Genomic DNA, 13038 nt, shown 5'->3' with positions numbered 1-13038 from the left:
AAAACAAGTCAAAATGATCAAAAAACAATTTTATTTGGCATTTTTTGTTTTGACAGAGGGTGAAATGTCAAATAAATGAATATTTATCTTATATTTTTACAAGATAGAAAGGAATCTATAAAAAATCATTAAATTCTCACTTTTTGATAATGTGTTGAATTAATATAAAGTGAAATTTTATGTGAGATATTTAATATTTTTATTTTAATCTTTTTTATGGAAAATAGACTTTATAAATATCATATAATTGTTAATTTATGCTAAATGGTAAAATTAATATGTTGTTATAGAAGAAATATTAAAAATTATTTTAAAAAAATAAATAATATAAAAATATCTTTTATCAATTATTGTGAATGTTGTTGATCAGAATTTAAACCATAAATATTGTTTTTTATGTATGTTTTTTAGGCGGACTACCAAGGTTGGGTAATCTCAAATTTAAGGATAAAAAATGAAAAAAACATCTGCTTTAAAAAGAATAGTTATTGCAAGTTCATTATTCGCTATTGCCAGTTTGAGCTCTGCACATGAATACAAACGTTTTTCAGTATCAGCAGGTTGGTTACATGTCATGCCTCAAGGCAAAGCCAATCCATTTAATATTGATACCCGTGTCAAAAATGGTACGAATGCAACGGTCGGCAGTATTTCAACAACCAGTTTTTTAAACTCAGTTGATCCGAATGCGATGGGAAAAGACTTAGGCGGAGTTCCATTCAATCAGAAAGAGGTTTTAACTGAGTTTCTTAATGATGACTTTATGAAGACGTTGTTAACCGATGGTAAGGGGAATATTTTGCCAGAGGTTGCTGGAAGTGCAAATATTCATGGTCTAGAGCATTGGCAGTCAGCAGGTACAGGATTGGAGGCTGATGATGTCGATACCTTGGGGTTAACATTGAATTATTATATTAATGATAATGTTTCATTACAATTGATTGGAGGGATTCCGCCAAAAGTTGATATCAAAGGAAAAGGGGAAATCTTTGCACCAATGACGGGTTTAGCAACTTCACCCAGTGAGCTGGTTGGCATCTTATTCCCCGATGGTATTGATTTAAATCAGGCAATACCAATAACCAATTTAGGCAATAAATCTAAAGCTGCGTCAGTTCGTGCTTGGACACCAGCAGTTGAAGCACAATATCAATTTGGACAAACAGGGGTAAACAAACTTCGTCCATATATTGGTGTGGGATTGATGTATTCACGTTTTACAGATATTAAATTAAATCATCAGATTAACAATGATTTGATTGCAGCTGGGCATATGATTCAGAATGTTATGGATGGAAAGGCAGGGGCTGCCTTAGATGGGAAACCGTCCAGCGCCAATCCTTATGTTCGGGTCAAAACAACTGATGCAATTGCTCCGATCGTGAGTTTGGGGGCGACCTATGACATTGACAGTAATTGGTTTGGGATCGCTTCTGTGTCTTATGCTAAATTAAATAATCAAGCCAAAATAGATGTGATTGATGCCAATACAGGCAATCGTTTAATTCATTCAAAAACCAAAGTAGATATTGACCCCTTAATCACTTATTTAGGGATAGGGTATCGTTTTTAAAATCAACACTATTTTCCCTAAGAATAGTGATGGTTTTAAATGGTTGGCTTCGGCTAACCATTTTTTATAACTTATAAAAATGAACATAAAAAAAGCATCCATTACGGATGCTTTTTTAAATTTGATTATGTTTTAAGATGAATTGAACTTATTTTTCTACAATAGCCGTTACGCCTTGACCACCTGCAGCACAGATTGAAATCAATACACGACCTGAGCCTTTTTGATTAATCAGTTTTGCAGCAGTCGCTAGAATACGACCGCCTGTGGCTGCAAATGGATGCCCAGCAGCTAAAGAAGAACCTTTAACATTAAGTTTGCTACGGTCGATTGAACCCAATGGTACATCTAAACCTAAACGTTCTTTACAGAATTTTGGATCTTCCCATGCTTTTAATGTTGAAAGTACTTGAGATGCAAAAGCTTCATGAATTTCATAGTAATCGAAGTCTTGAAGTTTAATGCCAGCGCGATCCAACATACGTGGAACGGCATAAGCAGGTGCCATCAATAAACCTTCTTTTTTACCAACAAAATCAACGGCAGCAGTTTCGCTGAAGGTTAAATATGCAAGAACTTCATGACCATTGGCTTTTGCCCATTCTTCAGAAGCTAAAAGTACTACAGAAGCACCATCTGTTAGTGGGGTAGAGTTACCAGCAGTCATTGTTGCAACGTCACCTTTACCAAATACAGGCTTGAGTTTAGCTAATTTTTCCACTGAAGAGTCTGGGCGTAAGTTATTGTCTTTGTCTAATCCCATGAATGGTGTGATTAGATCGTCAAAGAAACCTTCTTCATAGGCTTTCGCCATTTTTTGATGTGATGATGCTGCGAGTTCATCCTGAGCTTCACGAGGAATACCCCACTCTAAAGCAGTAATTGCTTGGTGGTCACCCATAGATAAACCTGTACGAGGTTCACCATTTTTTGGCGCGTCCATCAAATCTTTAACATTGATTTTTGCCAATGCTTTAAGACGATCTTTACCTGTTTTTGCAATGTTGAGTTCAAGCAATGCTTTACGCAGACCATCACCAAATGCGATTGGAGCGTCAGATGTTGTATCAACACCACCAGCAACGCCGACTTCAATTTGACCTAATGCAATCTTATTGGCAACCAAAAAAGCAGCTTGTAAGCCAGTACCACACGCTTGTTGAATGTCGTAAGCTGGTGTTTCAGGAGCAAGCTGTGTATTGAGAACACATTCGCGTGTCATGTTAAAATCACGGCTATGTTTTAAAACAGCACCTGCGACAACTTCACCCAAGCGTTGACCCTGTAAGTTGAAACGTTCAACCAAGCCGTTTAAAGCGGCTGTTAGCATATCCATGTTTGAAGCACGGAAATATGGACCATTTGAACGCGCAAAAGGAATACGGTTACCACCGATAATTGCGACACGACGTACAGTGCTTTGACTCATAGTTTTGTCCTGTTGACCAGAAGTTTGAGTTTTAGTAGATGATGGGGTTGCTTTTTTTGTGGTTGATGCAGCACTTTTACTACGTGAAGCTGTAGTTGTAGCACGAGCCGGTTTTTTTGTCGTGCTTGCTGCAGTTGCTGCTACAGAAGTTGTGTTTGCAGTCTTGGTCGTACGAGTACGAGCTTTTGATGTATTTGACACAGATTCTGTTGCAGAATTTTCAACATTTGAATTGTCTTGAGTTGTTTTGCTCATAAGGCTTTTCCAAGCATGTTCGCAATATTCTTAGGGCTTACATTAACATATTCAAGGGTTGCTCGAATTGACTAAAATGACATTTGCATATTCTTTCAGGTCAAGTCATCATTTTGGCAACTCAAGTATGATTTAACAGAAACTTATGGATCATAGATATTACACTGAAGTTTAAAGATAACTTATGATCTATATAAAATTAATTTGAGATGAGAGATAACAAACATGTCTGACCAATACCAAGCATTTGCAAAATCTCCAATTGGTAAATTTGTCATTAAAAATCTAGGCTTACCTTCACCAATTCAATTAGAGCGCTTTGAATCTGCGACGCCTGTGGTAAAGGGTGCTGTGTTGTTTGGTGCAGCACCAAAAGGACATTTTACCAGTGAAATCGCTCAGGTTTTAAGTAACATCCATGCGAATACATATGCAGGTAATAATGCAGAGCTACAGCAAGCCGCTGCAAAATCAGGGTTGAATGTAGGTGCTTTTAACGAAGGTGATAAAGAGTCTAAGTTTAAAGCCGTTGTATTTGATGCATCTGGTATTCAAAATTCAGAACAATTACAAGAATTACACAAATTTTTCAATCCTATTGCACGTCAAATTGCGACTTCTGGTCGTGTTATCGTCATTGGTTTAACACCTGAAACTGCACCAACGATTAAACAGGCGATTGCGCAACGTGCATTAGAAGGTTTTGTTAAATCTGTTGGTAAAGAATTTAAAAAGGGTATCGCTGCTGATCTTATTCTGGTTGATGCAGATGCTGCACAAAACTTGGAGTCAGCGTTACGTTTTGCTATTTCTCCACGTTCAGCTTATGTTTCTGGACAAGTGATTCGTGTTTCTAAAGGTGACCTTGTTGATGTGGATTGGGCGAAACCACTTGCAGGTAAGACCGCGTTAGTGACTGGCGCAAGTCGTGGTATCGGTGAAGCAATTGCACATGTATTGGCGCGTGATGGTGCGCATGTGATTTGTTTAGATGTACCGCCACAACAAACAGATCTAGACCGCGTTGCTGGTGAAATCGGTGGTTCAACTTTAGCGATTGATATTACAGCTGCAGATGCTGGTGAAAAAATCAAAGCTGCTGCAGCTCAGCACGGTGGTTTGGATATTATTGTTCATAATGCCGGTATTACACGAGATAAAACTTTGGCAAATATGAAACAAGAGATGTGGGACCTTGTCATCAACATCAATCTTTCTGCTGCTGAACGTATCAACGATTATTTACTGTCTAATGATGGGTTAAATGCCAATGGTCGTATCGTCTGTGTATCTTCAATTTCTGGTATTGCAGGTAACCTAGGTCAAACCAACTATGCCGCATCTAAAGCAGGTGTGATCGGTTTAGTTAAATTTACAGCGCCTGTACTTAAAAATGGAATTACCATTAATGCTGTTGCTCCTGGTTTTATTGAAACTCAAATGACAGCTGCCATTCCATTTGCAATCCGCGAAGCAGGTCGCCGTATGAACTCAATGAGTCAAGGTGGTTTACCTGTTGATGTTGCTGAAACTATTGCGCTATTTGCTTCTTCAGCTTCTACTGGTTTAAATGGAAATATCGTACGTGTTTGTGGTCAAAGCTTATTGGGTGCATAATCCCTAAAGCAATGTCCTGTTTTAATGTGCAGGAAATGAGAGGTGTGGTTCATTGATGTGAATCAGCCTCTGATTAACTTCTGTATGAAAACACTGCATTTTCTAACTGATAATTCGTGATTTCCAACGTTAGTGTTGGATTTTTTAATATTTAATAAGAATTAATTTGCAAAGGTCTAGTATGAATACTCGCCATTTTAGTCAACTTCCAAAACCATATTTAGCTTATCCAAAAGTCATTCAGGGTTTGGTTTTTAAAAAGCCAAAAGGTGAAAAGGTACTACCGCAAGTTGAATATGTGGTGGACTCATTTAAAATCGATCCAAACCATTTAAAAGCTTATAATGAAGTATGTGGTTTTAAGAACAATGGATATATTCCAGCAATTTATTTGGCTGTTTTATCACAAAGTTTGCAAATGCATATGATGACTTCAGAAGCATTTCCTTTTGCAATTTTGGGTTTGGTGCATATCCGCAACCAAGTAAAACAGACACGTAAAATTGGTGTGAATGAACAGTTAACTTTATCGTGTCAATTTGGTGAATTAAAACCGCATGATAAAGGTGTTCAATTTGATTTTGTAACTACTGCAAAAGTAGGTAATGAGATCGTTATGCAAGGTTTAACCACTTATTTGGCACGTCAAAAAACACAAGGTGTGGTTTCTGAAAAAGCCAAAGAGTCCAAAGAGCCTAATTTCCAAGTCGCTGCGGTATGGGAAGTTTCTGAAAATACAGGTCGTCGTTATGCAATCACATCAGGCGATTTTAATCTGATTCATATTCATGCGTTGACTGCAAAAGCCTTTGGTTTTAAACAAGCGATTGCTCATGGGATGTGGAGTAAAGCAAGAGTTTTAGCGAGTCTGAATTTACCAGATGCTTATGAGGCAGATGTTGTCTTTAAATTACCCATGTATTTACCTTCAACGGTTGAATTCTTGACAGCAACATCAGGCAAAGATACTGATTTTCTGATTCGTAATCAAAAGTCACAAAAACCGCATGTATCTGGTGTAGTGAAAACTTTATAAGATAAAATACAAAGCCTAAGTCGAGATGATTTAGGCTTTTTTAATAAAAAGGCATGAATAAAAATAGGGTAGGAAAATGAGTAGCTTGACGGATATTATTTTTGCAAATACTAAAAATTATCAAGGTTATGTAGATGAGCGTTTTGAAGATCTTGCAATTCAATTTAGCCGTTTACAGGATGGTCGATGTGAAAATGGTGGAGCTGCTTTAACTGTATATTTCCAGCAAGAGAAAGTTATAGATATTTATACGGGGCAGAAATCTCTAACAGAACAATGGAATGAGCATACATTATCTGTTTGTTATTCCACAGGAAAGGGTATTCTTGCGACCTTAGCGCATATTCTCGTGAGTGAAGGCTATTTAGATTACGATACGCCTATTGTAAATTATTGGTCTGAGTTTGGTGAAAATGGTAAACAAAATATGACTTTACGTCATATTCTCAGCCATCAAAGCGGCTTGTATGATATCCGAAATATCATCAACAGCGCCGTGGAAATGGCGGATTGGCAGCATATGCTTAAAGTGCTTGAAAAGGCGACTCCGCGTTTTGCAATAGGTACAGATATTGCTTATCAGGCACTCACTTTTGGTTGGTTGGTTGGAGGTGTATTGGAAAAAGCAACTCAACAGCCACTTACTGTGTTAATGCAAAAATACCTAGTGGAACCACTGCAACTTGATGGTGCATATTTTGGTGTACCTAACACCGAATTAAATCGTGTTGCGCGTTTGATTCAGAAAGCAATACCCGAACAAAAAGCAGAAGGTAAATCAACTAAAAACAAAGCCAAGCAACGCAAACCCTCTTTTTCAGATAAATTGGTGGAATTAACTGGTCAGAATCCGCAAGACTTTTTAGATGCGATGGTGCCAAAAGGAATGCGCGATTTTAGTTTTTTCAGTGATCAAGGATTGCAGGCGATTATTCCAGCAGCCAATGGTGTATTTACTGCAAATAGTTTGGCAAAAGTTTATGCCATGATGGCAAATAAAGGTGTTTGGGATGGAAAAGTATTTATTCGCCCTGAAGTTTTTGCTGAATTAAGTCAAATTCAATCGATTAAGAGAGATCGTGTCATGCCAATTCCGATGAAATGGCGTCTAGGCTATCATCGTGTCATTAGCATGGGGAAGCGTGCAAAACAAGGCTTTGGTCATATTGGTTATAATGGTTCTGGAGCTTGGTGTGATCCGCAGCGCGAACTCAGTTTTGCTTATACCCATAATTTTGCAATTGGTTCAATCACAGGTGACTATCGTCTGTGGGGATTGACTCAGGAAACGCTGCGTTGTGCGGATAAGCTTTTAAAAGGCAGTAAAGGGTGGTTTTAATTGAATCCTTGTTGTTAAAATAATTCCATTTTAAGCACCAACTCTACATGGTGCTTAAAAGAATGATTATCCAATCCTTTTAAACCCAATTCATAAATGCCTTCTAATCCACAGACAAATGCAATAAGCCGCCATGCGATATCTTGGCTTGAACTCGAAGTGGATATCTTGAATTCTTGTTGACCTCTCCCATATTCAATCGTTGTCACTAAAGCAAGATGCCATTTTTCCATTGCGATATTATAGGCTTTTTTAATTTCTTGATCCTGATCAATCAAAACTTCTGCTTCGTTCCATAAACGTAAATAAGGTTGGGTTTGTTCAATATTTTCAATACCGAGTAATAAGCATAAACGTTCGACACTACTCTCTGTGGTAATGAGATTTTCAACTTCATCAAGCTGATCCATTAAAGCGATGAATACCTCTGCTTTTAAGTGTGAGCTGGATTCAAAATGATGATGCACTTGCCCGGTAGAAACTTGGGCTTCACTCGCAATTCGACGTACCGTTAAACCATTTAGTCCATCTTGAAGCGCCAAACGTTTGGCTGCATCCAAAATCATGTTTCGACGTTGCTCGCGATTTAAATAATTCATACTTTGGTTTTCAACTTAATTTACAAAACAGATATTAAACAAAGTTGGACACTTGTTCAAGTGTGGGTATAATGCGCTACACTTGAACAAGTGTCCAACTTTTAATTAGGTGTGTTATGTACCGCAAATGGGTGATTCTCGCAATCATCGTACTCATTTATTTACCTGTTTCAATTGATGCAACAGTACTCCATGTTGCCATTCCAACATTGAGCACGGCATTATCATTATCCGCCAATGAGATGTTATGGGTAATTGATATTTACTCCCTAATCATGGCAGGTTTGATTTTACCAATGGGTGCATTGGGTGATCGGATTGGTTTTAAACGTCTGATGTTGATTGGTGCCAGTATCTTTGGTGTGGCTTCCTTAATGGCTGCTTTTGCGAATTCAGCCTATATGTTGATAGCAGCCAGAGCATTTTTAGGTGTCGGTGCAGCCATGATTTTACCTGCAACTTTGGCAGGTGTTCGGAATACTTTTTTGGATGAGAAGCAACGAAATTACGCATTGGGTATTTGGGGAACTGTCGGTGGCGGTGGGGCGGCCTTTGGTCCACTACTGGGTGGTTTTATTTTAGAGCACTTTAGTTGCGGCGCTGTTTTCCTGATCAATGTACCGATTATCATTCTTGTGCTAATTTTGACCTTATGGTTAGTCCCTAAACAAACAGTACAAACAAATCAACCTTTAAACCTATTACAAGCCTTGATCTTGGTTAGTGCCATATTGATGTTGATCTATTCGATTAAGACATCAATATATGCATTCGATCTGTCTATAGTATTGGTTTTTGTTGTGGGCTTGGGTTTGCTGACGGGTTTTGTTCGTCATCAACTTCGTACGGTCCAGCCGATGATTGATTTTACTCTGTTTAAGAATCCTGTAATTTCAACCAGTATTGTGATGGCAATGGTTGCTATGATTGCATTGGTTGGATTTGAATTATTGCTTTCTCAAGAATTACAGTTTGTGTATGGTTATACGCCACTTGAGGCTGGACTATTCATCTTACCATTTATGATCGCAATCAGTATCGGTGGTCCTTTTACCAGTATCTTAATGAATCACTATGGTTTAAGACCTGTAGCAACAATTGGAATGTTGATGTGTGCGGTCTGCTTTTTTGGTTTGGCAATGACTGATTTTAATGCTCAAAATATTCAAGCATGGGTGTGGATGGTGTTTATGGGAATTAGCGTCGAAATTGCTTTATTGTCATCTACAGCTGCAATTATGTCAGCCGTGTCTCCAGAAAAAGCGACTGCTGCGGGTGCGATTGAGGGAATGGCGTATGAATTGGGTGCTGGTTTAGGTATTGCTATTTTTGGTTTGCTGTTATCTATATTCTATGCGCAATCCATTGTTATACCGTCTACACTTCCAGAGAGTTTGGTAGCTGGAGTAAGTTCATCCATAGGTGAGGCTTTGTCTGTGATTCAGCATGCAGATCCTGCATTGGTGCAACAAGTAAAACAAGCCGCCTCAGAAGCATTTATCCATTCGCATAGTAAGGTATTGAGTATTTCTGGTGTGATGTTTTTAATTTTGTCAGTATTTGTTTGGCGTGCATTACCTGATAAGAAACAAATAGTAAATTAGTTGCATTGATAGTCTTGTAGTTAGAGCTTAATAGCAGTGTTTGATTGAGTTCTAACATTTTACCATTTGAAGTTGATAATAGTTTTGGCTAATTTTAATTTTTAAATGACTTTGGTTGGATTCATAAACTTTACGCTGTGAAAGCATTGTGCTAAAAAGTGCAAAACTAACTTCGATTTTAATTAAATGATAAAAAGAGAATTATCAATTACAGAATTATTCGGTGTCTTGTCTGTTGTTGCATTAACCATATCTGTATTTTCCAATGCATATTTTTATTATTCTTTAGATGCAATTTGGGTCATGTCGATTTTATCACCTACATTTTATATTTTTGAAATATTGAAAGTTCTTGTATTAATGGCAGGAAGTATTCTTGTTGTTGGCTTTTTAATGGATATATTTAAATGGATGATTAAAAAATCATATAAGTTTAGACAGAAAAAACGTTTCAAATTATCCACTCAAAATATTTTAACTGACTGTAAATATAAAGAAATTTTTAAACAAAATGAATCATTTCAATTTTGGCAAACAACATTTGTCATTGTCATTTGCACCATTATCGTTGTTTTATTTACCTTGTTTGGTTTGATTAAGTTCAATTCAATGCTGTGGAATAGTTTTCTCATTGGATTGACCTTAGGAATATTCACAAATAAGGAAATAAAAAAAGATAAAGAGCTTAAACTATTTGTATTCATTGTCTTTTTTGCATTAACAACTTGTTTCTCTGCACAAATTAAATTAAATGATATTGAAAAATTGCCGGTTGCGAAGTTGAAAAATGACAAAGAACTTATAAATTGGTATGTTTTAGATGGAAGCCAAGACAAGCTAATTCTCTTACAACAAAGTTCAAGAAATGTCATTAAAATCGTCAAATTTGAAGAAATTGATCGAATTATCTCTAATAAAAAATAACTCTACAGTTCTTCATTCACTAATTGTCAAAAAAACAGTATCCTTAGACCTGTAACTAGGAGCTTCCATGTATCAGGTACTTGCACGTAAATATCGCCCACGCAACTTCAATGAATTGGTCGGACAGAACCACGTTTCTCGTGCGCTGACCAGTGCTTTAGATCGTGGACGTTTACATCATGCTTACTTATTTACAGGAACACGTGGAGTCGGAAAAACCACAATTGCGCGAATTTTAGCAAAATGTTTAAACTGTGAAACTGGCGTAACTTCGACACCTTGTGAAGTTTGTGCAACATGTAAAGCTGTGAATGAAGGGCGTTTTATTGACCTCATCGAAATTGATGCAGCATCACGAACCAAGGTTGAAGATACCCGTGAGCTGCTTGATAATGTACCTTATGCGCCTACACAAGGTCGCTTTAAAGTATATTTGATCGATGAAGTGCATATGCTCTCTACGCACTCATTCAATGCCTTGTTAAAAACATTGGAAGAACCACCAGAGCATGTAAAATTTTTATTTGCGACAACCGATCCACAAAAACTTCCTATTACCGTGATCTCCCGGTGCTTACAATTTACATTACGTCCATTGGCTGTGGATGAAATTACCCACCACCTCAGTAGTATTTTAAATAAAGAAGAAATACCAGCAGAGCAAGATGCGATTTGGCAAATTGCGGAATCTGCACAAGGTTCATTGCGTGATGCCTTGTCTTTAACTGATCAAGCAATCGCTTATGGTCAAGGTGCAATTCATCACCAAGATGTTAAAGAAATGTTGGGCTTGATAGATCGAACCATTATTTATGATTTGATTTTGGCAATACATCAGAATCAGCGGGAACGTGTCAGTCAGTTGTTATTACAATTTAGACAGCAAGCCTTAGATGTTTCACTGGTTTTGGATCAATTTATTTCAACATTACATGAGTTGGCAATGTTGCAATATTTGCCAGATCTCAGCCTAAAATATAGTGCTGAAATAAATCAAAAAATTATGCAGTTATCGAAAATCGTCTCTGCTCAAGATTTACAGCTCTATTATCAAATTGCATGTAAAGGACGGGCTGAGTTGCAACTTGCTGTGACACAAGAGCAAGGTTTTGAAATGACGGTATTGCGTTTACTTGCTTTTAGACCAATGCAAGTCAATGAAGTTGTAATTTCTCAACCACAACAGCATATTGAAAAGCAAGCGCTTTCAGTTGAAACTCAAGATAAACCTTTGGATATTGAACCTCATCAGACTGTAAAATCATTTGCACAAGCAAAAGATCAGAATCTGATTGATACTAAGATAGACGATGAGGCAAAGATAGACGCTGAAGTTAATATAAAAAGTGAGGCTATTGAACCTGATCTATCTCAACAACAGTTGGAGCCATTAAAATCTGATTTTGCTGTAATGCCACAAACACTCCCTGTAGTGAGTGATCCTGCTTTTGATGCAGTTGAGGATGAGTTATCACAGCAGATTATTGAAGATCATGAGCCGTATAGTGATGATGCTTTTAATGAGCAATTCATTGAAGATATTGATAGCACAGTAAACACAGCACAAATACAGACTGTGGTTACTGAACCATCTCTAATCATTGATCAGCAGGCAAATCATAATGTTCAAAATGAAATGTCTATTGATTCTACCGCACCAGATTTAACGCTCTTTGGTGCTGAGCTTCATTCACAAAGTACAAATGAAAATTCTTTAGCATCAACAGCAAATCAGGATGTGTTCTTTTTAGCTCCTGAAGCACAAGATCAACAGCTTAATATTGAAAATGCTGAAGCTATCCAAAAACAGCAGCCAAGTGAAAATCAAGTTCAGGTGGTTAAGTCTGAGAATCAATTAGGCTCCTCTGATAATGCGCAAACACCGCAACAAATATTAACGTTACAATCTCAAGATTTAGAAGGAGATTGGACTGTTGATAAATGGGAATATTGGTTTAGAAACAGCTCGCTTTCTCCTGCTGTTCAAGAACTGGCACAACATGGTTTGATGATGGGTATGATTAATGGTCAGTCTATTTTTCAAACTTCACCAAAATATGAAAAATTACTGAATCAAGCGCAACATGATCTAGAAGCAGCTTTAAAGCAACAATGGTCACAAACGATATTTACAGTTCAGTATGGTGAGGTCGAGTCGATTACACCGTATATGATGCAAAAAGAACGTAAAGTGCGTGCTTTTGATCGTGCAGCTGAAATGCTTCAACAAGAGCCCGTAGTAAAAAGTTTGATTGATGCATTTGATGGTCAGATTGAAAATATTCAACTCAAAAGTTAAATACATTCTTCGATAACATTTGATCTGCATTCAATATAATCATATATAGAGGATGGGTGGTGTTTAGTGTGCAACAGGGACGTTGCCAGTGCATCAAACAAGGCAGGCTAAAACTTAAAGTGTGACTGCATACAAAATTTTAATATTGTTGAATGATCTTATAAAATAAATATCAATTAAAAAATGCGGTTTTTATTTAATGACTTTGTGGTTATAATCGCGCCAATTTCAACAAAGGGGTATCTAAAAATGCCAAATAGTTCGTCGAGGTGCTGTAGTTTATCTATAGTGATTCTAACTTATTAAGCAAGGTACTTTTGAGAATGTTGTCTTGCAATAAGATTGCATTTCTATTTTTAAATT

At 37.2% G+C, this 13038-nt stretch carries 9 protein-coding genes; 7 read left to right on the top strand and 2 right to left on the bottom strand.

Features of this window, described 5'->3' with window-relative positions; genetic code table 11:
• Positions 1-454: 454 nt before the first annotated feature.
• Positions 455-1573: an OmpW/AlkL family protein gene (locus F938_RS12065; protein ID WP_005032093.1), complete on the top strand. Its 1119-nt coding sequence runs from the start codon at positions 455-457 to the stop codon at positions 1571-1573.
• Positions 1574-1721: 148 nt separating this feature from the next.
• Here the strand turns inward: F938_RS12065 and F938_RS12060 are convergent, their stop codons facing one another.
• Positions 1722-3257 (bottom strand): acetyl-CoA C-acetyltransferase, encoded by a 1536-nt coding sequence (locus F938_RS12060; RefSeq protein ID WP_005032091.1) that lies wholly within the window; start codon positions 3255-3257, stop codon positions 1722-1724.
• Between the two features lie 225 nt (positions 3258-3482).
• Here F938_RS12060 and F938_RS12055 point away from each other — a divergent pair, with 225 nt between their 5' ends.
• From F938_RS12055 to F938_RS12045, 3 genes are all read left to right on the top strand, one after another.
• Complete coding sequence (locus F938_RS12055; protein ID WP_005032088.1) at positions 3483-4874, top strand: 3-oxoacyl-ACP reductase; 1392 nt, start codon at positions 3483-3485, stop codon at positions 4872-4874.
• A gap of 181 nt (positions 4875-5055) precedes the next feature.
• A complete protein-coding gene (locus F938_RS12050; protein ID WP_005032086.1) occupies positions 5056-5910 on the top strand; it encodes a MaoC family dehydratase in 855 nt (284 codons plus the stop codon).
• 76 nt (positions 5911-5986) lie between these two features.
• On the top strand, positions 5987-7249 hold the full coding sequence (locus F938_RS12045) for a serine hydrolase domain-containing protein (RefSeq protein WP_005032083.1): 1263 nt from the start codon (positions 5987-5989) through the stop codon (positions 7247-7249).
• A 14-nt stretch (positions 7250-7263) separates the two neighbouring features.
• Here F938_RS12045 and F938_RS12040 read toward each other — a convergent pair whose 3' ends face one another.
• On the bottom strand, positions 7264-7848 hold the full coding sequence (locus tag F938_RS12040; RefSeq protein WP_005032081.1) for a TetR family transcriptional regulator: 585 nt from the start codon (positions 7846-7848) through the stop codon (positions 7264-7266).
• 116 nt (positions 7849-7964) lie between these two features.
• Between F938_RS12040 and F938_RS12035 the strand changes: the two genes are divergently transcribed.
• From F938_RS12035 to dnaX, 3 genes are all read left to right on the top strand, one after another.
• On the top strand, positions 7965-9452 hold the full coding sequence (locus tag F938_RS12035; protein WP_005032079.1) for a SmvA family efflux MFS transporter: 1488 nt from the start codon (positions 7965-7967) through the stop codon (positions 9450-9452).
• A 186-nt stretch (positions 9453-9638) separates the two neighbouring features.
• Positions 9639-10376 carry a hypothetical protein gene (locus tag F938_RS12030; RefSeq protein ID WP_005032078.1) on the top strand — a complete coding sequence of 246 codons (738 nt, stop codon included), beginning with the start codon at positions 9639-9641 and terminating at the stop codon, positions 10374-10376.
• A 67-nt stretch (positions 10377-10443) separates the two neighbouring features.
• Positions 10444-12675: a DNA polymerase III subunit gamma/tau gene (gene dnaX, locus F938_RS12025; RefSeq protein WP_005032076.1), complete on the top strand. Its 2232-nt coding sequence runs from the start codon at positions 10444-10446 to the stop codon at positions 12673-12675.
• Positions 12676-13038: the final 363 nt, after the last annotated feature.

The sequence above is a fragment of the Acinetobacter bereziniae LMG 1003 = CIP 70.12 genome, assembly GCF_000368925.1.
In the GTDB taxonomy this organism is placed as follows: domain Bacteria; phylum Pseudomonadota; class Gammaproteobacteria; order Pseudomonadales; family Moraxellaceae; genus Acinetobacter; species Acinetobacter bereziniae.
The sequence above is the reverse complement of the archived record's forward strand: the minus strand, read 5'-3'. Positions and strand labels throughout refer to the sequence as shown.